The sequence below is a fragment of the Sphingomonas sp. Leaf22 genome, assembly GCF_001421715.1.
Classification (GTDB): Bacteria; Pseudomonadota; Alphaproteobacteria; order Sphingomonadales; family Sphingomonadaceae; genus Sphingomonas.
The window spans coordinates 46036-65675 of sequence record NZ_LMKP01000043.1; the positions used below are offsets into that span (position 1 = coordinate 46036).

Here is a 19640-nt window from a genome sequence, read left to right on the forward strand (position 1 = left end):
CTCCCTTGTCAGGGAGGGGAGGATCATCTTTACAGGACTTTCCAATGGTCGACCTGTCGCGCCGCACGCTCCTGTCCACCGGTGCCGCCCTTGCCGGGGCGGCGGCACTGCCCGCGTCGATCGCGCGCGCGGCGGCGATCGGCCCCGACCGGCGCAGCGGCACCATCGCCGACGTCGAGCACGTCGTGATCCTTGCCCAGGAAAATCGCGGCTTCGACCATTATTTCGGGTCGTTGCGCGGCGTGCGGGGCTTTGCCGACCGCTTCCCCATTCCCACGCCCGCCGGCACCGTCTGGCAACAGACCGACCGGACCGGCACCGGTGGCCCGCGGATCGTCGGCCCCTTCCACCTCGACACCGCGCGGCAGTTCGACCTGATGCGGATGGAGGGCACGCCGCATAGCTGGCCCGATGCCCAGCGCGCATGGGACGAGGGCCGCATGGCGCATTGGCCCGAGGCCAAGCATCCGCGCGCCATGGGGCACTACCGGCGCAGCGACATCCCGTTCCAGTTCGCGCTGGCCGAGGCGTTCACGATCTGCGACGCCTATCACTGCGCGGTTCAGACCGGGACCAACACCAACCGCCTGTTCCTGTGGAGCGGCACCAACGACCCCGCCGGCCAACGTGGCGGCCCGGCGATCGGCAATTCGCACGACAATTTCGTCGAACAGGGCGGCGCGGCCGATCCCTATCGCTGGACGACGACGGTCGAACGGTTGCAGGCGGCCGGCGTCGACTGGCGCATCTATCAGGACATGGACGACAATTTCACCGACAACCCGCTGGCCGGCTTCGCGGCGTTCCGCGACGCCCATGCCGGGCACGGCGATGCGGTGCTGAAGGACCGCGCGCTGACCACGCGCGGACCGGACCTGCTGAAGGCCGACGTGCTCGCCGGGCGGTTGCCGCAGGTGTCGTACGTCATCGCCACTGCCGCCGGTTCCGAACATCCCGGCCCGTCCAGCCCGGCACAGGGCGCGGATTATACCGCCCGCGTGCTCGACGCGCTGACCGCCGATCCGAAAGTGTGGGCGCGCACCGTGTTGCTGGTGATGTTCGACGAGAATGACGGGTTCTTCGACCATATGCCGCCCCCCGCCCCGCCCGCGCGCGGCGCGGACGGCACTATGTTCGGCGGATCCAGCATCGACCTGACCGGCGAATATCACGACGTGCCGAGCAGCGGCGATGCCGCGATCGACCTGCCCGCCTATCGCGGTCGCCCTTACGGCCTAGGGCCGCGCGTGCCGCTCTATGTCGTCTCGCCATGGAGCCGGGGTGGCTGGGTCAATTCGCAGACGTTCGACCACACGTCGGTGATCCGCTTTCTGGAGACGCGCTTCGGCATCCACGAACCCAATATCTCCGCGTGGCGACGCGCGATCTGTGGTGACCTGACCTCCGCGTTCGACTTTACGGCGACCGACGCGGCAACGCCGGTGCTGCCCGATCCCGCCGGCGATGCGCGGCGGGCGGCGGCGATCAAGGGGCAGGTCACCCCCGATGCGCCGGCGGCCAGCGCCCCGTGGCAGGAAAGCGGCATCCGCCGGTCGCGCGCCCTGCCCTATCGACTGGACGTGACCGAGCGCGGCGATGCGACCGGCCTGAATCTGCGCTTTGCCGCCGACGGCGCGGGCGCGGTCTTCCACGTCTATGACCGCCATGCGCTCGACCAGCCGCCGCGCCGCTACAGCGTGGGTGCCGGCGACCGGATCGACGGGCATTGGCCCTATACCGCCGATGGCGGCTATGACCTGTGGGTGCTGGGACCGAACGGATTTCACCGCCAGTTCGTCGGGCACCGCGGCGATCCGGCGATGGCAGTCGCATGGAGCCTGTCCGATGCCGGGCTGGCACTGCGCGTCGGCACCGCGCCGGGGCTGCGTGCCCGTCGGCTGACGCCGGGCGGCGGTGCGTCGGAGGAGGCGCTACCCGCCGGGCGGCATCGCTGGTCGCTCGACGGCGCGCTCGGCTGGTATGACGTGACGCTGTCGAGCAGCGCCGCCCCCGGCTGGCACCGCTGTATCGCCGGGCGGCACGACCGCGCGGGGCGCGCGAGCAGCAGCGATCCGTTCGTGGCGGGGATCGGGGCGGGCTGAAGCGGCATGATCGGCAGGACGATTGCCTGCCGCGCTCCGTACCAGGTCCTTGGGAAATGGTGCACCCGACTGGATTCGAACCAGTGGCCTCTGCCTTCGGAGGGCAGCGCTCTATCCAGCTGAGCTACGGGTGCTTGGCCGTGGGGGCAGCGACTAGCAAAGCTTTGCCGGCATGGCCAGCCGTTTTCAGGCGAGCGTCGCCTTTTGCGCCGGCGGCGGGGTTTTGGGGCGGAAGGCGCAGAGGTCGGCGACCGGGCAGCGCCAGCATTCGGGACGGCGGGCCTTGCAGACATAGCGACCGTGCAGGATCAGCCAGTGATGCGCGTGCAGGCGGAACGGTGCGGGGACGACCCGCTCCAGCACCGCCTCGACCGCGTTCGGCGTCTTGCCGCGCGCAAGGCCGGTGCGGTTGCCGACGCGAAAGATGTGGGTGTCGACCGCGAACGTCTCGTGCCCGAAGGCGACGTTCATCACCACGTTCGCCGTTTTCCGGCCGACGCCGGGCAGTTTTTCCAGCGCATCGCGGTCTTCAGGAACCTGTCCGCCATGGTCGGCGATCAGGGATTCGCTCAGAGCAATGACGTTCTTGGCCTTGGTATTGAACAGGCCGATGGTGCGGATATGATGTTTCAGGCCGTCAAGCCCCAGCGCGACCATCTTGTCGGGCGTGTCGACCTGCGCGAACAGTGCGCGCGTCGCCTTGTTCACGCCGGCGTCGGTCGCCTGCGCCGACAGCACGACCGCGACCAGCAGCGTATAGTCGTTGACCGATTCGAGTTCGGTTTCGGGGTGCGGGTTATCCTCGGCCAACCGGCGGAAGAATTCGAAGATATCCGCCTTCTTCAAACGCCGAGCACCGCATCCATCGTGTAGCGGCCGGGAGGCGCACCCGCCAGCCACAGCGCGGCGCGCACCGCACCGCGCGCGAACAGCGCGCGGTCGTCGGCACGGTGGCCGAGCTCGATCCGCTCGCCCTCACCCGCGAAGACGACCTGATGATCGCCGACGATGGTACCACCGCGCAGCGAGGCGAAACCGATCGTACCGCCCGCCCGCGCCCCGACCAGCCCGGCACGGCCGATCACGCCGCTATCGGCCAGCGTCGTCCCCAACCCTTCCGCCGCGGCGTCGCCGAGCATCAGCGCGGTGCCCGACGGGGCATCGACCTTCAGCCGATGATGACTCTCGACGATTTCGATGTCCCAGTCGGGGCCGAGGCGGCTGGCGGCGTCGCGGACGAGCCGCGACAGCAGCGCGATGCCGAGCGAGGTATTGCCGGTCTGCAGCACCGCGATGTCGCGCGCGGCATCGTCGATCATCGCATGATGCCGTTCGACGAGGCCGGTGGTGCCGATCACGACGGGTGTCGCGGCGGCGCGGGCAGCGGCAAGATTGCCCTCCAGCGCGACGGGTGCGGAGAAATCGACCAGCACATCGGCAGTCGCGGCCAGCGCGACCGCATCGCCACCCTGATCGACACCGCCGGCGAGGGTTTCGCTCAGCCGTTCGATCTCCAACGCGATCGCGCGCCCCATCCGGCCCTGCCAACCGAAGATACCGATGCTGGTCACTGATCCCCGCCCGCTAGCGTCCGGCTGGCCGCCCGATCGCGTCCCCGGCTCGGTAAAGCCATGGCCCGGCGACCGGGGATGTGCAAGCGATTGCGTGCGCGGAGACGCCCTCAGCTCAGCGTTGGACCGATGCGATCGGGGCCTCGACATATTTGGGGTCGGCGGGGTCGAATTCGGGCTGCGGCAGGAAGGTGCGCGACGTCAGCGCGACATTGCCGAGCCCGGCGAGCTTGAACGTGCCGATCTTGAAGACCTTCGGCGCGCTGCCGGCGCGTTCGACGGTGACCGCATCGACATGGAGGTCGCCATGCTTGGTCCACAGCATGTGCGGCGCGAGCAGCATGTCCATGTTGTTGTAGCGCACCGACAGGCAAATGCGCTGCATCAGCGCGAAGCGGATGATATCGCTCAGCGTTGCGCGCTGTTCTTCCGTCACGGTGTCGGGCGCGGTGTCCATCTTCGACTCGGATACGGCATCGTTGTGCATCGCAGCATTTAGTAGCGATCGTAACCGCCAGCAGCAAGGGGGATGGCATCATCCATTCGCCCGACACCGGCCCCCTGTCGGCAGGCAGTTGTTCTGATCGCAACGGATCAGGCGTGAGCCGGCGCGTACCGACAGCGTAGCGTCCGGCGATCGGGCGACGGTGGGACCATTTGCACGGTTCCGGGAACGACCGGAAATACGGCGCGAGTTTTCTGCGGTTTTGCGAGCAGGCCGATACTTTCGTATCATCAGCACCGGTTTCCTCCCGCGCCGCAATCGGCTACGCGCGGATCAATAATGGGAAATATATTTATCGTCATGGCCGGCGGCGCGCTGGGGTCAGGCCTTCGCTATCTGTTCGGTCGCTTCGCTACCGCTTCGTTCGGCCCCGACTATCCATGGGGTACGCTGGGCGTGAACCTGATCGGCGGGCTGGCGATGGGGTTGTTGACCGGCCTGCTCCTGCGCAGCGGCGGCAGCGAGCCGGTGCGGCTGGCGGTCGGGGTGGGCGTGCTGGGCGGCTTCACGACCTTTTCGGCGTTCTCGCTCGACATGGTGACGATGATCGAACGCGGCGCGATGGTCAGCGCGCTGGGATATATACTGGTATCGGTGATCGGCGCGGGCATCGCGCTGTTCGTCGGGCTGCAACTGACACGGGGTGCGGCATGAGCGAGAACGACGTCCGGCAATTCACGGTCGGGGCCGACGACGACGGCATCCGGCTCGACCGCTGGTTCAAGCGGCATCTGCCCGATACCAGTTTCAACATCGTGTCGCGCTGGGCGCGGACCGGGCAGCTTCGCATCGATGGCGGGCGGGCGCAGCCGGGCGCGCGGCTGGCGGCCGGACAGGTGCTGCGGGTGCCGCCGCCCGAATCGGCGGTCGTCGCCCAGCCCAAGGCGAAGGCCGAGCGCCCGCCGCTGTCCGCGGAACAGATCGAACTGGCGCAGTCGCTGGTGATCCACCGCGACAAGCAGGCGATCGTCCTGAACAAGCCGCCGGGTCTGGCGACGCAGGGCGGGACGAAGACCCACGACCATGTCGACGGGCTGCTCGACGCATTGCAGTTCGACGGCGAGAGCCGGCCGAAGCTGGTCCACCGGCTGGACAAGGATACGTCGGGCGCGCTGCTGATCGCGCGGACGGCGCGGGCGGCGGCGTTCTTCGCCAAATCCTTTTCCGGGCGGACCGCGAAGAAGGTATATTGGGCGTTGATCGTCGGCATCCCCGACATCTCCGACGGGATCGTCGACCTGCCGCTCGCCAAGCAGCCCGGCACGGGCGGCGAGAAGATGCATGTCGACGAGGAGGAGGGCCAGCCGGCGCGGTCGCGCTATCGCGTGATCGAACGGGTCGGCAATCGCGCGGCCTGGGTCGAACTGCAACCCTTTACCGGGCGCACCCACCAGCTGCGCGTGCATATGGCCGCGATCGGCCATCCGATCGTCGGCGACGGCAAATATGGCGGGCAGGCCGCGTTCCTGACCGGCGGGGTCAGCCGCAAGATGCACCTGCACGCACGGCGCATCCGCATCGATCATCCCGATGGCGGCAAGGTCGACGTCACCGCCGAACTGCCCGACCATTTCGCCGAGAGCATCGATTTGCTGGGGTTCGACATGAGCCTGGGCAATGCGATGATCGACGATGCGCCGCCGCCCGTCACCAAGGCCGATCTGAAGGCGAAGGCGAAGGCGCATGCCAAGACCTATCGCAAGGAACGGCGGGGTGAGCGTCGCGCCCGGGGATCGCGCGACTGATGCATCCCGACCGGGTCTTTCGGATGGCCGACGATGCCGCACGGACGTTCGTGCGAGACGAAGGGTTCGGCGTGCTGTTCGTCGGCACGCCCGATGGACCGCGCGCGGCGCAGGTGCCGGTGGTAACGACCGCGGACGGCGCGCTGCGGTTTCATGTCGCGCGGACCAATGCGGTGACGGCGCATCTGGAGGGGGCGACCGTGCTGTTCGTCGTGCAGGGGCCGCACGCCTATATCTCGCCACGCTGGTGCGAAGCCGGGCCGGACGAGGTGCCGACCTGGAACTATCTGTCGGTCGAGGTCGAGGGCGCGGCGCACGGGATCGATCGTGCCGCGTTGCGCGAACAGATCGACGCGCTCGCCGCGACCTATGAACGCGCGCCGCAATGGTCGATCGACCAGATCGATCCGCACAAGGCCGAAGCGATGCTCGACGCGATCGCCGGGTTCGAACTGGTACCGACCGCATTGCGGGGCACGGCGAAGCTGAACCAGAACAAGCCGGCCGAGGTCCGCGCCCGCGTGACGGCCGCGCTGGGCGACCATCCGCTGGCACCTTGGATTCAGGCGGCATGACCCGGCTGGCGGTCTTCGATTGCGACGGGACGCTGGCCGATGGGCAGGCGAACATCTGTACCGCCATGGCGCTGGCCTTTGCCGATGCGGGGCTGGCCCCGCCCGACCCGCGCGAGGTGCGCCGCATCGTCGGGCTGAGCCTGCCGCAGGCGGTGGCGCGGCTGGTACCCTATCGCTCGTCCGACCTGCACGCGGCGGTGGCGGAAGGGTATAAGCGACACTTTCGGGCGATGCGCACCGACGGGCGATTGCAGGAGGAGCCGCTGTTCCCGGGCATCGCCGAAACGCTGGTGACGTTGCTGGACGGTGGCTGGCAGCTGGGCGTCGCGACCGGCAAATCGGATCGCGGCTTGCGACTGCTGCTGGCGCATCACCGGATCGACCAGTATTTCGTGACCCTCCAGACCGCCGATCGCCACCCGTCCAAACCGCATCCGGCGATGCTACAGGCGGCAATGGCCGAGGTCGGCGCGGCACCGGCGACGACCGTGATGATCGGCGACACCGGGTACGACATGGCGATGGCACGGACCGCCGGCGTGCGTGCGATCGGCGTCGAATGGGGCTATCATCCCCCGCACGAACTGACCGTCGCCGGGGCCGACCGGCTGTGCGACGATGCGTCGCTCCTCCCCGCCCTGCTGGACCTGCCATGACCCCTGATCCTGTCGCGCGCAATCGCTGGCTGACGCTGGTCGTCATCCGCATCGTCACCGCGATGGGGGCGGTGTTCGGGGTGATCGTGCTGGCGCGGGCACCCGATACCGGCATGCGCGTGCTGGGCGTCGCGATCGTACTATCGGCGCTGTACGCGATGGCGGTGGTGCCGCGCGGGCTGGCCGCGAAATGGCGCAGCCGGTGAGGCGGTTCTGGAAGACCGTCGCGGTTTCGCCCGAGGGCGAGATCGCGCTCGACGGACGGCCGGTGCGGACGCCGGGGCGATTGCCGCTGATCGTGCCCTATCCGGAACTGGCGGCGGCGATCGCGCAGGAATGGCGCGATGTCGGCGAGACGGTCGATCCACGCGCGATGCCGCTGACCGGCCTTGCCAACGCCGCGATCGAACGGGTCGCGGCCGATCCGGCGGGGTTCGCCGGCGGACTGGCGGTCTATGGTGGCAGCGACCTGCTCTGCTATCGCGGTGAGGAGCCGCTGGCCGAACGACAGGCAGCGGCTTGGAATCCGGTGCTCGACTGGGCGCGCGAGCGGTTCGACGTGACCTTCGTCGTCACCGACGGGATGATGCCGGTCGAACAGCCGCCGCGCACGCTGGCGCGGTTGCGCGAGGCGGTGGTGGCCTTGTCGCCATGGGTGCTGGCGCCGCTGTCGCCGATCGTCGGCCTGACCGGCTCGATGCTGCTGGGGCTGGCACTGGTCGAGCGCGCGATCGATGCCGATAGCGCATGGGCGGCGGCGCATGTCGACGAGGATTGGCAGGCCGAGCAATGGGGCGAGGATGCGCTGGCCGCCGAAACCCGCGCGGTCCGCGCGGCGGAGTATCGCGCGGCGGTGCGGTTCCTCGACCTCATCCGTCGCGGACCGGACCGCACGACCCGCCGATCCTGAGCGACAGGGTGGCGGTGAGCGCGGCATCGGCAGCGATACCTTCGATCCGGTCGATCAGCCGTTCGGTCACCGCGCCGGCCATGTCGGCGATCGGGCGATGGACGGTCGTCAACGCCGGGGTGAGCATCCGCGCGAGGATGCTGCCGTCGAAGCCGATCACCGACAGGTCGCCCGGCACCGACACGCCCAAGCCCGCCGCGACCTTCAGCACCGCCGCCGCCATCACGTCGTTGGCGGCGAAGATCGCGGTCGGGCGCGGCCGGGCGGTGAGCAGCGCCTGCGCCGCCGCCGCCCCGGCATCGAACCCGTAATCGCCCTCCGCCTCGCCCGACAGCGCGATGCCGTGCGCGGCGAGGCCATCGACGAACCCCGCCCGCCGTTCGCAGGCCGAATGGGCGGAAGCGGGGCCGGACAACAGCGCGATGCGGCGATGGCCGAGCGCGACCAGATGGTCGGCGACGGTGCGTGCCGCGCCGCGTTCGTCGGACACCAGCACCGCGTCATATCCCGACAGCGCGACCGAGGATAACGCCACCGCCGGGACGCCGGCCAGCGCATCGGCCAGCCCGGCCAGTCCCGACACCGGCGGCACGACGACCACGCCATCGACCCGCGAGCGGCGCACGAAATCGAGGACGTCGGCCGCCGGATCGCCCGCGATGGCGACCGGATGGACGACCAGTTCATAGCCGCGCGCCGCCGCCGTACCGACCATGCCGCGTTGCAGGGGATCGAGCACCAGCGCATTGCGATCGTTATGGACCAGCCCGAGCAGATAGGAGCGCCCGGTCGCCAACCCGCGCGCCCGCGCGCTGGGGCGGAAATTCAGCCCGGCGATCACCGCCTCGACCGCTTCGCGGGTAGCGGCATTGACCAGCGGCGACCGGTTGAGCACCCGCGACACGGTGCGGATCGACACCCCCGCGCGCGCGGCAACATCGGCGATGGTGGTGCCGGCAGGCGGACCGGTCACCGGCGTCAGACGCGGAGCCGCCGTGCGACCAGCCCGCGCTGCGCCTCGATCCCGGTCCGCGCCCGGCGCAGCACCTCGACCTTGATCGCGGCGATGGCGGTCGAGACCCGCTGATGGCGATTTTCACCGCGCTGCTTCATACCGCGACCGATCCCATAGCCGTCCGTCCGTTACAATAGGCGGCGCTCAGCCGGCGGCGGCATGGGCGATGCCCAGTTCCAGCCCGCGCAACTCCGCCAGCCCCCGCATCCGCCCGAGCAGCGAATAGCCCGGATTGGTCCGGCGTCCGAGATCGTCGAGCATCTGGTGACCGTGATCGGGGCGCATCGGGATGCTGCGCCCTTCGCGGCGCGACACGTCATGCACCGCCGCCACCACGGCGGCCATATCGGCATCGCCGCGCAGATGCTCGGCCTCGTGAAACGCGCTGTCACCGCCTTCGCGATCGACCGAACGCAGATGGAGGAAGCCGATGCGCTCGCCCAGTCGCCGGACCATGCCGGGCAGGTCGTTGTCGGCGCGCACCCCGAACGATCCGGTACACAGGCACAGACCGTTCGAGGCATTGGGTACCGCATCGAACAGCGCCGCGACATCGCGCTCGGTGCTGACGACGCGGGGCAGGCCGAAGATCGGGAACGGCGGATCGTCGGGATGGACGACCAGCCGGATGCCGAGCTCGTCGGCATGCGGACACACGGCCTTGAGAAACGCGATCAGATTGTCGCGCAGCACGCCGGCATCGATCCCGGCATAGCCGGCGATGGCGTCGCGGAATTGCGCCGAGGTGAAGCTTTCCTCCGCCCCCGGCAGGCCGGCGAGGATCGTCGCCTCCAGCGCGCGGCGCGCCGCATCGTCCATCGCCGCGAACCGCCGCGCGGCGGCGTCGACCAGTGCCGGCCGATAGTCCTGCGCGGCACCGGGGCGTTGCAGGATATGGATGTCATATGCCGCGACCGCCTCCCATTCGAAGCGCAGCGCCCGCGCACCATCGGGCAGCGGCCACGCCAGATCGGTGCGCGTCCAGTCGAGCAACGGCATGAAATTATAGGTGACGACGGTGATGCCTTCCGCCGCGAGATGGGTCAGGCTCTGGCGATAAGCGTCGATATACCGGTCCCAGCCGGGGCCGCGCGTCTTCAGGTCGTCATGGACCGGCAGGCTTTCCACCACGCTCCAGTCGAGACCGGCATCCGCGATCATCGCCCGGCGCGCGGCGATCGCCTCGCGCGGCCAGACCGACCCGTTGGGAATGTCGTGCAGCGCGGTGACGACCCCGGTCGCCCCCGCCTGGCGAATGGCGGCCAGCGTCACGGGGTCGGACGGCCCGAACCACCGCATCGTCTGTGTCATCAACAAATCGCCACCCTCCCCCGCTTGCGAACCCGGATACGGGTTTCGCCAACGAACCTAGGGCAGTGCGACCGACCTTGCCAGCCCGCAGGATCGGTCCGTCCAGTCCGATCTTCGCGGCTGTTCGGGTCGGCACGCGGCGGATTACCCCTTGGTCGGGGACGCTTCAGAACATATATTGAACGAATGGCGCAACTCGATACCCGGCAGAAACTGGCGATCCTGGCCGACGCCGCCAAATATGATGCGTCGTGCGCATCGTCGGGCACCGCCAAGCGCAATTCGCGCGACGGCAAGGGCATCGGGTCGACCGAGGGCATGGGCATCTGTCACGCCTATGCGCCCGATGGTCGCTGTATCTCGCTGCTGAAGATCCTGCTGACCAACAGCTGTATCTTCGACTGTCATTATTGCATCAACCGCAAGTCGTCGAACGTCCGCCGCGCGCGCTTCACCGCACAGGAAGTCGTCGCGCTGACGCTCAGCTTCTACCGGCGCAATTATATCGAGGGGCTGTTCCTGTCGTCGGGGATCATTGGATCGTCCAACTATACGATGGAGCAGATCGTCGAAGTCGCACGGTCGCTGCGCGAGGATCACGACTTTCGCGGCTATATCCACCTGAAGACCATTCCCGATGCCGATCCCGAGCTGGTCCGTCTGGCCGGGGTCCATGCCGACCGGGTGTCGATCAACGTCGAGCTGCCGACGGTCGGCGGCTTGAAGCGGCTGGCCCCCGAAAAATCCGCGCCGCAGATCGAGGGGGCGATGAAGGACGTCGCCCATGCGATCGCCGACGGTCGCGACGCGCGCAAACGATACAAGTCCGCGCCGAAATTCGCGCCGGCCGGACAATCGACGCAGATGATCGTCGGGGCGGATGCCGCGACCGACCGCGATATCGTCGGCAAGGCGGCGACGCTGTACGACCGGTTTTCGCTGCGCCGCGTCTATTATTCGGCGTTCAGCCCGATCCCGGAGGCATCGGCCGTCCTGCCGCTGCAACGTCCTCCATTGATGCGCGAACATCGGCTGTACCAGTCGGACTGGCTGATGCGCTTCTACGACTATCGCCCCGACGAGGTGCGTGCCGCCGCCGACGATGCGACGGGGATGCTGCCGCTCGACATCGATCCCAAGCTGGCATGGGCGTTGAAGTTCCGCGACCGCTTTCCGGTCGATGTGAACCGGGCACCGCGCGAAATGCTGCTGCGCGTGCCGGGGCTGGGGGTGAAGGCGGTAGGCGCGATCCTGACCGCGCGACGGTGGCGGCGGCTGTCGCTGGCCGATATCGCGCGGCTGACGGTGTCGGTTGCCAAGCTCCGCCCGTTCATCATCGCCGATGACTGGCGGCCGGTGGTGCTGGCCGACCGCGCCGAATTGCGGCCGGTGGTGGCCCCGAAGAAGACCGATCAGCTGGAATTGTTCGCATAGTCTTCGTCCTCCCGGTGCAGGCAGTGAAAACCGCTCGCAAGAGAAACCTCCGCCGATGGTCGCCGTTGGTCTGGTCGAACCATCCGAAGGAAATCCCCATGGCCGACGCCCGCATCTATGCCGATCTGAAGGCCGATCACGACCGGCACCGCGACCTGCTCCAGCGGATCGACGCCGCGAGCGGTGACGAACGCGCCGCCTTGTTCGAGGAGTTCCGCGTCGAGGTATCGGCCCATGCCGCGGCCGAAGAGGAGGCGCTGTACGCGACGATGCTCGCCAATCCCGACCTGCGCGACGAGGCGCGGCATTCGGTGTCGGAGCATAAGGAAATCGACGATTATCTCGGCGAGATTTCCAAGCTCGATCCGGCCGGCAACGAATGGAACCAGCGTTTCGCCGAAATGCGGCACCGCTACGAACATCATATCGACGAGGAAGAGGAAGAGATGTTTCCCGCCGCCGCAAAGGAATTGAGCGACGACGAGGAAGCGCGGATCGCGACCGTGTTCGAGGAGCGCAAGCCCAGGGAACTCGAGATAGCCGAGTCGTCGGAAGCGGGCGACGATCGCGACTGATGCGCGTTGCGGCGCTGGCGGCGGCGGATGATTTCGACGGGTGGCGCGACGCCGCCCGGTCGCTCGCCGCCCAGCGTGTCGCACCGTCGGAGGTGGTGTGGCAGGTCGGCGACCTGCCCACCGACCTGTTCGGCGACGAGGCGATCGTCGACGGCAGCGCCCCCGCCCCCCGTGTCCCGCGCGCGTTCATCGATCTGGCGCGGACGGTGGCGATGCATGCCGACCCGGCGCGGTTCGCGCTGCTCTATGCGATGCTCACCCGCCTGATCGCCGAACCGCGGCTGATTGACGACAAGGCCGATCCGGCGATGCGGCGGCTGGAGGAAATGGCGAAGGCGGTCCGGCGCGACATCCACAAGATGCGCGCGTTCCTGCGGTTTCGCGAGATGGCGGACGCCGACGACACCCGCTTCGTCGCTTGGTTCGAGCCGGAACATCATATCGTCCGCCATAATGCGCGCTTCTTCGTCGACCGCTTCGCGGCGATGCGCTGGTCGATCCTGACGCCGGAGATTTCGGTGCATTGGGACGGTGAGACGCTGACGCAGGGGCCGGGCGCGACCAAGGCGGATGCACCGACCGGCGATCCGGTCGAGGAAGTCTGGAAGACCTATTACGCATCGATCTTCAATCCCGCCCGGCTGAAAAAAGGCGCGATGATGAAGGAGATGCCGCGCAAATATTGGAAGAACATGCCCGAAACCGCGCTGGTCCCGGCGTTGATCGCGGGGGCACAGGCACGCGAGGCAGCGATGATCGAGACGGCACGGGCAGCCCCCGGCGGCAACAGCATGGTGGCATGGGCGGCGCTGCGCGACGAGGCGACGGGGTGCCAACGCTGCCCGCTATGGCAGCCGGCGACACAGACGGTGTTCGGCGAAGGGCCGGTCGATGCCGACATGATGGTGGTCGGCGAACAGCCGGGCGATCAGGAGGATCTGGCCGGGCGACCGTTCGTCGGACCGGCGGGGCAGGTATTCGACCGGGCGATGGCCGAGGCGGGGATCGACCGGTCGCGGGTCTATGTCACCAACGCCGTCAAGCATTTCAAGTTCGAACCGCGTGGCAAACGGCGCATCCATGCCAAGCCGGGCGTGGGCGAGATCGATGCCTGTCGCTGGTGGATCGAGCAGGAACGCGGCATCCTGCGCCCGCGGATGACGGTGGCGATGGGTGCGACGGCAGCACGGTCGCTGACCGGCAAGACGGTGACGATATCACGCGAGCGCGGGCGGGTGCTGAGGCTGGCCGATGGCGGGGCGGCGTGGATCACGGTGCATCCGAGCTATCTGCTGCGGTTGCCGGATAAAGTGCAGGCGGAAGAAGAGTTTGCGCGGTTCGTCGAGGACCTCAAGGGCGCGGCGGCGGCAATGGCGTGACGCCAAAGGTCACAAAGGTCACACTTGCTGCATCTTGGGCGTCGCGGGGTTTTGGTTCACGCGAAGGCCCGAAGGCACGAAGAAGATTGGTTTTGGCGCAGAGGCGCAGAGGCGCAGAGAGGGTATCGGAGCAGGCGCTTGCGGTGTTCCCGGCGAAGCCTTGTACCTGCCTGATAGGAAGAGAGAGCCGCTGTCGCGGCATGCTCGACCTCTCTGCGTCTCCGCGCCTCTGCGCGAATACTAACCTTCTTCTCTTCGCGTCTCCGCGCCTTCGCGTGAACCCGATCCGACCCGGCCTATTGCAGCACGACCGTGTAGGAAAATCATTCCATCCGCGGTCGATGCCATGGCTGGGGCTGCGGCAAGGTGATCGCGTCATGTTGTTCGGGGGCCTCGGCGATGGCGCGCAGGCGGTCGAGGTCTTCGGGGGTGTCGATATCGATCAGTTCGGCGGGGGTGGTGATGACGTGGCGGCCGGCGCGGACCAGATCGCGGGCACCGGCATCGCCCTCCAGCGATTCGAGGAAATCGAAGCGAGCCTGTCCGAACACGGCCGGCGGGCAGGGTTTGGTGCCGTCGCTGGATGCGACGACCGCATCGTCGCCCTGTGCAGTGTCGAGCAGGCGATAGACATGGGCGGCGGTGATGCGCGGCATGTCGGCCAGCGCGATCACGACGCCCTTCGCCCCCGCCGTCCGTGCGGCGCGCAGGCCGAGTTGCACCGAACGCGACATGCCGGCACCGGGATCGTCGTTGACGATGACGTCGAACCCGCGCGACGCGAAATCGAGTTTCGTCCCGTCGATCACCGCGATGCGCGCAAGGAACGGAATCGCCTCCAGCGCCGTCACGACGTGGAAGGCGACCGGCTTGTGCAGGAACGGTTGCGCCAGCTTGTCGGCGTCGCCGAAGCGGCGCGAGCGACCGGCAGCGAGCAGGATCAGCGCGGTATCTTCAGCGTGCATGGAAACTCCTGACCATCGCCGCGGCGATCGACAGCGCGATTTCGGACGGGCCGATCGCGCCGATATCCAGTCCGACCGGACCGTCGATCCGGTCGAGGTCGGCCGGCGCGAAGCCGACGGCGGCAAGGCGTTCGAGCCGGGCGGCATGGCTGCGCCGCGACCCCAGCGCACCGACATAGGCGGCGGGCGACCGCAGCGCCTCGATCAGCGCCGGGTCGTCGATCTTGATGTCGTGGCTGAGCGTCACGACGGCGGTGGCGGCGTCGGGCTTGAGCGCGGCCAATGCCTCGTCGGGCCAGCGATCGTCGAGCGTGACGCCGGGAAAGCGTTCATCGGTCAGGAACCGCGCGCGCGGGTCGATGACGGTGGTGGCGATGCCGAGTTCGCGCGCCATCCCGGCCAGCCCCTGCGCGATCTGCACCGCGCCGACGATCAGCAACCGGCGCGGCGGGTCGTAGCGGTTGACGAAGCCCTCGCCCTTCCCGACCTGCGTCCGGCCGCTGGTCAGGTCAGTGGTCAGGGCGATCGCCTGTCCCGCGGCATTGGCCGATACGATCGCGTCGAACAGGGCGGGGTCGAAGTTGTCCGCGTCGACGCGCTGGACCATCACCTCGATCTCACCGCCGCACGGCAGGCCGACTTCCCACGCGGCGGCGTCGGCCACGCCATAGCGTTTGACCGCGAAGGGCGCGCCGGCGACCACCTCGGCGGCGGTGGCGAGGATATCGCTTTCGACGCAGCCGCCCGACACCGATCCTTCGAACCGGCCGTCCTCATGCACCAGCATGTGGCTGCCGCGCGGGCGGGGCGCGGACCCCCAGGTCGAGGTGACGGTGGCCAGTGCCAATGGCGCTCCGGCCCAGTCGCGGGCGGCGGTAAGGACGGAGTCGTTGTCGGCCATGTCGTTCCGATGTTGGGGGTTTTTGCCGGCGAGTACCAGCAAGATAGGTTCTGGCGCCCCTTCCTGAAAGGGAGGGGTTGGGGGTGGGTCGGCTGGTTGTGGAGCGCTCGCGTTCCCTCGCAGGCCAACCCACCCCTGCCCCTCCCTTTCAGGGAGGGGAAACGCCGGATCAGATCACGTCGAGCACCAGTCCGCGTGCTTTCGCTTCCTCAGCGCAGATATACCAGTTGGCCGGGGCCTTCTGGACCAGTTCGTCGAACGGCACCTGCGATCCGGCGACGATGTCGCGGAAACCTTCTTCCTCGATCTCTACCGACGTTTCGATCTCGTGCAGCTTCGCCTTCAGCGTCGCGACTAGCATTTTGAGCGGGCCGGACAGTTCGATGGTGCTGGTCATCTGCCGCTCGTGCAGCATCAGGCGGGTGCCCCGCGTCAGGAACCGCTTGTCGACCGGAAAGGCGGACATGAAGGTCGAGCCGGCGGAATAGACCGCGACCTTGCCGAGGAACAGCGCCTCGCGGCCGGTATAGTCACGCAGCAGGCGGATATCATCGCCCATCGCCCGCGCGACTTCTGGGTCGCCGCCGAGCGTCGAGATCGACACGACCAGCGGGCCATCGGCCGGGGCGTTGACGACCTGGTTGCGGAAGCTTTCGTACATCGCATGGTCGACGGGACCGGCGAGATGGACGTGCGGGCGGGCGAGCAGCGGGTAATCGTTGATGGTGGTGTCGGACATATGGCAGTTCCCCCTGGGTTGGTCGGCGGCGAAACCGGGGGCGATGGGGGTTGGTTCCGGGGGGCGGGTGATTTGGTTCACGCGGCGGCGTTCGGGGCGAGGAGAAGATGGGGGTTTGCGCGGAGGCGCGGAGGGGGGCGGTCCTGGCTGACGGCTCGCTTCACCGAAAGGTTCGGACTCGCGGCGGATGGTTCAGCAGAGCTCGCTGTCGCGAGATGAGCGCCCTTCCCACGCCGTGACCCCGGACTTGACCCGGGTCCCGCTTTCTTGCCGCCGCAGAAGTAGAAGCGGGGCCCCGGATCAAGTCCGGGGCGACGTTCGTGCCGCGGTTGAGGTCGAGTCATGAGGCTTCCGCTCGCGGAATCCTTCGCGTCTCCGCGTCTCCGCGCGAACCGCTTTCTTCTTCGCGTCCCTGGCACCTTCGCGTGAATCAAAAAAGGCGACCGGCCGCGAAGCCGATCGCCCTTCCCGGACCGGAGAGAAAAGACTCAGTACACCCGCTTCTTCGGCTTGATGTATTCGATCTCGTCGGTCAGCGTATAGTCGTGGACCGGGCGATAATCGATCGCAGTCATGCCGCCATTGCCGCCCCAGCCGTCGAACGACGCGATGGTGTGCTTCATCCAGTTGGCGTCGTCGCGATCGGGGAAATCCTCGTTCACGTGCGCGCCACGGCTTTCCTTGCGGTTCTGCGCCGACCGCATGGTGACCATCGCCTGCGCCAGCAGGTTGTCGAGTTCGAGCGTCTCGACCAGATCGGTGTTCCAGATCAGCGACCGATCGGTGACGCTCACATCAGCGAACGACCGGTAGATATTTTCCATCATCGTGACGCCTTCGTTCAAAAGCGCGTCGTCGCGGAACACGGCGCAGTGCTTCTGCATCGTCTTCTGCATGTCGAGGCGGATCTGCGCGGTCGGCTTGCTGCCGCTGGCGTTGCGGAACCTGTCGAGACGGGCGAGCGCGAGGTCGGCCGACCCCTCCGGCAGCGGCTTGTGCGGGGTGCCCGGCTTCAGCGTTTCCTTGAGGCGCAGGCCCGTCGCGCGGCCGAACACGACCAGATCGATCAGCGAGTTGGAGCCGAGGCGGTTGGCACCGTGCACCGACACGCAGGCCGCTTCGCCGACCGCGAACAGGCCGGGTACGACCGAGTCCGGGTTGCCGTCGCGGTTGGTGACGACTTCGCCGTGATAATTACAGGGGATGCCGCCCATATTGTAGTGGACCGTCGGCGTCACCGGCAGCGGCTGGCGCGTCAGGTCGACGCCGGCGAAAATCTTGCCGGTTTCGGTGATGCCCGGCAGGCGTTCGGCCAGCACCTTGGGATCGATATGGTCAAGGTGCAGGAAGATATGGTCGCCGTCCTTGCCGACGCCGCGCCCTTCGCGCATTTCCATCGCCATCGACCGGCTGACGACGTCGCGCGACGCGAGGTCCTTGGCCGAGGGGGCGTAGCGTTCCATGAACCGCTCGCCGTCCTTGTTGGTCAGATAGCCGCCCTCGCCGCGCGCACCTTCGGTGATGAGCACGCCCGCGCCGTAGATGCCGGTCGGGTGGAACTGCACGAATTCCATGTCCTGAAGCGGCAGGCCGGCGCGCAGCACCATGCCGCCGCCGTCGCCGGTACAGCTATGCGCCGAGGTGGCGGAGAAATAGCAGCGGCCATAGCCGCCGGTCGCCAGCACCACCGAATGCGCGCGGAACCGGTGGATCGACCCGTCTTCCATGCACAAAGCGATGACGCCACGGCAGACCTTGCCCTCGGGCGTGTCCTCCATGATGAGGTCGAGCGCGAAATATTCGATGAAGAAGTCGGCGTCATACTTCAGCGACTGCTGGTACAGCGCGTGGAGCATGGCGTGACCGGTCCGGTCGGCGGCGGCGCAGGTGCGCTGCACCGGGGGGCCTTCGCCCATATTCTGCATGTGACCGCCGAACGGACGCTGGTAGATCGTCCCGTCCTCGTTCCGGCTGAACGGCACGCCGGCATGTTCCAGCTCGATCACCGCCGCAGGCGCTTCGCGGACCATATATTCGATCGCGTCCTGGTCGCCGAGCCAGTCGGAGCCCTTGACGGTGTCGTACATGTGCCACGACCAATGGTCGGGCGAGTTGTTGCCGAGCGATGCGGCGATGCCGCCCTGTGCCGCCACGGTGTGCGACCGGGTCGGGAACACCTTGGTGATGCAGGCGGTCTTCAGCCCCGCTTCGGCGATGCCCATGGTGGCGCGCAGGCCCGAGCCACCCGCACCCACGACGATCGCGTCATAGGTGTGGTCGATGATCTTGTAAGCGTCGGTGGCCATTATTCGGGCGTCCCGGTGAAAGCGATGCGAAGGATCGAGAAGGCGGCGAGAAGCCAGCCCGCGCCGTAGACGAGGTTCAGCACGACCAGCGCGACGACGCGCGTCTCGTCATGCTGGTAATCCTCGATCACGGTCTGCAGGCCCATCTTGGCATGATAGAAGACCGAGGTGGCAAGCAGCAGCAGCGGCACCGCACCCCATGCCGACGACACCCAGGCGAACGCCGTTTCATAGTCATAGGCCGGCAGCAATGCGATCGACAGGACCAGCCAGACCATCAGCACGAGGTTGGCGACCGCGGTCAGCCGCTGGTGCCAGAAATGATGCGCACCGGCCTTTGCCGACCCGAGGCCGCGGACGCGACCGATGCTCGTTCCGTTGCCCATCAGTGCTTCCCCACCAGCAGCCAGCCCCACAGCGCCGCGGTGGCGCAGGCGGCGAAGACGATCGTCATGACCGCGCTCTGGCGGTTGCCCTTCAGTTCGAAATTGGCACCGATATCCATGAAGAAATGGCGCACGCCGTTGGCGATATGCTGGAACAGCGCGAAGCTGAGGCCGATGCCGACGACATAGCCGACCATGGCGAACGGTCCGGTGAACCACGACAGGAACCGCGCATAGCTGTCCTCGCCACCGGCCAGCGCCGCCAGCCACCACACGAACAGCGCCAGTCCGACCGTGCCCATGGCGACGCCGGTGGCGCGGTGCAGGATCGACACCAGCATGTTGGGACCCCAGCGCCAGATCTGTAGATGCGGCGATGTCGGGCGGGCTTTCGGGCGGACCATGGCCAAGTCGGGCATTCCTCAGGCAGTGCGACCGCGTGGCAGATGCGGTCTTCCAGCGATTGTGGTCTATCTACGCACCCGTCCCGCCGATGCAAGTGTGCATCCGCGAAAGAGACTTTGCGCGACGGGCTTGGTCAACGGACTGTTAACGCCTGTCGGGC

At 67.8% G+C, this 19640-nt stretch carries 22 protein-coding genes and 1 tRNA gene; 10 read left to right on the forward strand and 13 right to left on the reverse strand.

The features are described from left to right. Positions 1-44 precede the first annotated feature (44 nt). The gene (locus ASE70_RS16895; protein WP_056507381.1) at positions 45-2102 is read left to right on the forward strand and encodes a phosphocholine-specific phospholipase C; all 2058 of its coding nucleotides are present in this window, start codon (positions 45-47) and stop codon (positions 2100-2102) included. A gap of 57 nt (positions 2103-2159) precedes the next feature. Here ASE70_RS16895 and ASE70_RS16900 read toward each other — a convergent pair. The 4 genes from ASE70_RS16900 to ASE70_RS16915 all read right to left on the reverse strand — a co-directional run bounded on the left by ASE70_RS16900 (position 2160) and on the right by ASE70_RS16915 (position 4130). Then, positions 2160-2236: transfer RNA gene (locus tag ASE70_RS16900), tRNA-Arg, on the reverse strand. A 52-nt stretch (positions 2237-2288) separates the two neighbouring features. Further along, positions 2289-2948, reverse strand: coding sequence for an endonuclease III (nth, locus tag ASE70_RS16905; RefSeq protein ID WP_056402646.1), 660 nt, complete (start codon positions 2946-2948; stop codon positions 2289-2291). Then, complete coding sequence (gene dapB, locus ASE70_RS16910; protein ID WP_056402647.1) at positions 2945-3673, reverse strand: 4-hydroxy-tetrahydrodipicolinate reductase; 729 nt, start codon at positions 3671-3673, stop codon at positions 2945-2947. The genes nth and dapB overlap by 4 nt, the downstream gene beginning before the upstream one ends. Before the next feature lie 115 nt (positions 3674-3788). Beyond that, a complete protein-coding gene (locus tag ASE70_RS16915; RefSeq protein ID WP_235512395.1) occupies positions 3789-4130 on the reverse strand; it encodes a hypothetical protein in 342 nt (113 codons plus the stop codon). A 327-nt stretch (positions 4131-4457) separates the two neighbouring features. Between ASE70_RS16915 and crcB the strand changes: the two genes are divergently transcribed. From crcB to ASE70_RS16945, 6 genes are read left to right on the forward strand one after another with little or no spacing between them, the layout of a single operon-like run. After that, positions 4458-4832 (forward strand): fluoride efflux transporter CrcB, encoded by a 375-nt coding sequence (gene crcB / locus ASE70_RS16920; RefSeq protein ID WP_056402650.1) that lies wholly within the window; start codon positions 4458-4460, stop codon positions 4830-4832. Then, positions 4829-5923, forward strand: a complete 1095-nt coding sequence (locus ASE70_RS16925; protein WP_056402653.1) for an RluA family pseudouridine synthase — start codon at positions 4829-4831, stop codon at positions 5921-5923. Before crcB ends, ASE70_RS16925 begins: the two co-directional genes overlap by 4 nt. Continuing rightward, positions 5923-6498 carry an FMN-binding negative transcriptional regulator gene (locus ASE70_RS16930; protein WP_056507384.1) on the forward strand — a complete coding sequence of 192 codons (576 nt, stop codon included), beginning with the start codon at positions 5923-5925 and terminating at the stop codon, positions 6496-6498. Before ASE70_RS16925 ends, ASE70_RS16930 begins: the two co-directional genes overlap by 1 nt. Next, entirely contained in the window at positions 6495-7154 is a 660-nt protein-coding gene (locus ASE70_RS16935; RefSeq protein WP_056507387.1) for an HAD-IA family hydrolase, read from the forward strand. The genes ASE70_RS16930 and ASE70_RS16935 overlap by 4 nt, the downstream gene beginning before the upstream one ends. Continuing rightward, complete coding sequence (locus ASE70_RS16940; protein ID WP_056402662.1) at positions 7151-7360, forward strand: hypothetical protein; 210 nt, start codon at positions 7151-7153, stop codon at positions 7358-7360. The genes ASE70_RS16935 and ASE70_RS16940 overlap by 4 nt, the downstream gene beginning before the upstream one ends. Next, a complete protein-coding gene (locus tag ASE70_RS16945; RefSeq protein ID WP_056507566.1) occupies positions 7357-8064 on the forward strand; it encodes an ATP12 family chaperone protein in 708 nt (235 codons plus the stop codon). The genes ASE70_RS16940 and ASE70_RS16945 overlap by 4 nt, the downstream gene beginning before the upstream one ends. On the opposite strand, the gene ASE70_RS16950 is transcribed toward ASE70_RS16945, so the two are convergent. From ASE70_RS16950 to uxuA, 3 genes are read right to left on the reverse strand one after another with little or no spacing between them, the layout of a single operon-like run. Then, positions 8024-9037 (reverse strand): LacI family DNA-binding transcriptional regulator, encoded by a 1014-nt coding sequence (locus ASE70_RS16950; protein ID WP_235520022.1) that lies wholly within the window; start codon positions 9035-9037, stop codon positions 8024-8026. The genes ASE70_RS16945 and ASE70_RS16950 overlap by 41 nt on opposite strands. A gap of 5 nt (positions 9038-9042) precedes the next feature. Next, positions 9043-9177 carry a hypothetical protein gene (locus tag ASE70_RS20930; protein WP_268795560.1) on the reverse strand — a complete coding sequence of 45 codons (135 nt, stop codon included), beginning with the start codon at positions 9175-9177 and terminating at the stop codon, positions 9043-9045. Positions 9178-9223: 46 nt separating this feature from the next. Beyond that, entirely contained in the window at positions 9224-10390 is a 1167-nt protein-coding gene (gene uxuA / locus ASE70_RS16955) for a mannonate dehydratase (protein ID WP_056507394.1), read from the reverse strand. Between the two features lie 186 nt (positions 10391-10576). Here uxuA and ASE70_RS16960 point away from each other — a divergent pair, with 186 nt between their 5' ends. The 3 genes from ASE70_RS16960 (at position 10577) to ASE70_RS16970 (ending at position 13778) form a co-directional block, all read left to right on the forward strand. Then, the gene (locus tag ASE70_RS16960; RefSeq protein ID WP_056507397.1) at positions 10577-11824 is read left to right on the forward strand and encodes a putative DNA modification/repair radical SAM protein; all 1248 of its coding nucleotides are present in this window, start codon (positions 10577-10579) and stop codon (positions 11822-11824) included. A gap of 98 nt (positions 11825-11922) precedes the next feature. Then, positions 11923-12399 (forward strand): hemerythrin domain-containing protein, encoded by a 477-nt coding sequence (locus ASE70_RS16965; protein WP_056402953.1) that lies wholly within the window; start codon positions 11923-11925, stop codon positions 12397-12399. Then, positions 12399-13778, forward strand: coding sequence for a UdgX family uracil-DNA binding protein (locus ASE70_RS16970; RefSeq protein WP_056507400.1), 1380 nt, complete (start codon positions 12399-12401; stop codon positions 13776-13778). Before ASE70_RS16965 ends, ASE70_RS16970 begins: the two co-directional genes overlap by 1 nt. A 323-nt stretch (positions 13779-14101) precedes the next feature. Here the strand turns inward: ASE70_RS16970 and ASE70_RS16975 are convergent, their stop codons facing one another. The 6 genes from ASE70_RS16975 to sdhC form a co-directional block, all read right to left on the reverse strand. Beyond that, positions 14102-14743, reverse strand: coding sequence for a nucleotidyltransferase family protein (locus ASE70_RS16975; protein WP_056507403.1), 642 nt, complete (start codon positions 14741-14743; stop codon positions 14102-14104). Then, positions 14733-15644: an XdhC family protein gene (locus ASE70_RS16980; RefSeq protein ID WP_056507406.1), complete on the reverse strand. Its 912-nt coding sequence runs from the start codon at positions 15642-15644 to the stop codon at positions 14733-14735. Before ASE70_RS16980 ends, ASE70_RS16975 begins: the two co-directional genes overlap by 11 nt. Before the next feature lie 169 nt (positions 15645-15813). Next, on the reverse strand, positions 15814-16383 hold the full coding sequence (locus ASE70_RS16985) for an ATP-dependent Clp protease proteolytic subunit (protein ID WP_056402683.1): 570 nt from the start codon (positions 16381-16383) through the stop codon (positions 15814-15816). A gap of 488 nt (positions 16384-16871) precedes the next feature. Beyond that, entirely contained in the window at positions 16872-18689 is a 1818-nt protein-coding gene (sdhA, locus tag ASE70_RS16990) for a succinate dehydrogenase flavoprotein subunit (protein ID WP_056402686.1), read from the reverse strand. Beyond that, positions 18689-19075, reverse strand: a complete 387-nt coding sequence (gene sdhD / locus ASE70_RS16995) for a succinate dehydrogenase, hydrophobic membrane anchor protein (RefSeq protein WP_056402689.1) — start codon at positions 19073-19075, stop codon at positions 18689-18691. Before sdhD ends, sdhA begins: the two co-directional genes overlap by 1 nt. Next, positions 19075-19494: a succinate dehydrogenase, cytochrome b556 subunit gene (gene sdhC, locus ASE70_RS17000; protein WP_056507410.1), complete on the reverse strand. Its 420-nt coding sequence runs from the start codon at positions 19492-19494 to the stop codon at positions 19075-19077. The genes sdhD and sdhC overlap by 1 nt, the downstream gene beginning before the upstream one ends. Positions 19495-19640: the final 146 nt, after the last annotated feature.

Bases quoted from the DNA above. Each gene is read 5' to 3' on its own strand.
- ASE70_RS16895 (WP_056507381.1), top strand. From the start codon at position 45: ATGGTCGACCTGTCGCGCCGCACGCTCCTGTCCACCGGTGCCGCCCTT.
- ASE70_RS16915 (WP_235512395.1), bottom strand. From the start codon at position 4,130: ATGGACACCGCGCCCGACACCGTGACGGAAGAACAGCGCGCAACGCTG.
- crcB (WP_056402650.1), top strand. From the start codon at position 4,458: ATGGGAAATATATTTATCGTCATGGCCGGCGGCGCGCTGGGGTCAGGC.
- ASE70_RS16925 (WP_056402653.1), top strand. From the start codon at position 4,829: ATGAGCGAGAACGACGTCCGGCAATTCACGGTCGGGGCCGACGACGAC.
- ASE70_RS16930 (WP_056507384.1), top strand. From the start codon at position 5,923: ATGCATCCCGACCGGGTCTTTCGGATGGCCGACGATGCCGCACGGACG.
- ASE70_RS16935 (WP_056507387.1), top strand. From the start codon at position 6,495: ATGACCCGGCTGGCGGTCTTCGATTGCGACGGGACGCTGGCCGATGGG.
- ASE70_RS16940 (WP_056402662.1), top strand. From the start codon at position 7,151: ATGACCCCTGATCCTGTCGCGCGCAATCGCTGGCTGACGCTGGTCGTC.
- ASE70_RS20930 (WP_268795560.1), bottom strand. From the start codon at position 9,177: ATGAAGCAGCGCGGTGAAAATCGCCATCAGCGGGTCTCGACCGCCATC.
- uxuA (WP_056507394.1), bottom strand. From the start codon at position 10,390: ATGACACAGACGATGCGGTGGTTCGGGCCGTCCGACCCCGTGACGCTG.
- ASE70_RS16960 (WP_056507397.1), top strand. From the start codon at position 10,577: ATGGCGCAACTCGATACCCGGCAGAAACTGGCGATCCTGGCCGACGCC.
- ASE70_RS16965 (WP_056402953.1), top strand. From the start codon at position 11,923: ATGGCCGACGCCCGCATCTATGCCGATCTGAAGGCCGATCACGACCGG.
- ASE70_RS16970 (WP_056507400.1), top strand. From the start codon at position 12,399: ATGCGCGTTGCGGCGCTGGCGGCGGCGGATGATTTCGACGGGTGGCGC.
- ASE70_RS16975 (WP_056507403.1), bottom strand. From the start codon at position 14,743: ATGCACGCTGAAGATACCGCGCTGATCCTGCTCGCTGCCGGTCGCTCG.
- ASE70_RS16980 (WP_056507406.1), bottom strand. From the start codon at position 15,644: ATGGCCGACAACGACTCCGTCCTTACCGCCGCCCGCGACTGGGCCGGA.
- ASE70_RS16985 (WP_056402683.1), bottom strand. From the start codon at position 16,383: ATGTCCGACACCACCATCAACGATTACCCGCTGCTCGCCCGCCCGCAC.
- sdhA (WP_056402686.1), bottom strand. From the start codon at position 18,689: ATGGCCACCGACGCTTACAAGATCATCGACCACACCTATGACGCGATC.
- sdhD (WP_056402689.1), bottom strand. From the start codon at position 19,075: ATGGGCAACGGAACGAGCATCGGTCGCGTCCGCGGCCTCGGGTCGGCA.
- sdhC (WP_056507410.1), bottom strand. From the start codon at position 19,494: ATGCCCGACTTGGCCATGGTCCGCCCGAAAGCCCGCCCGACATCGCCG.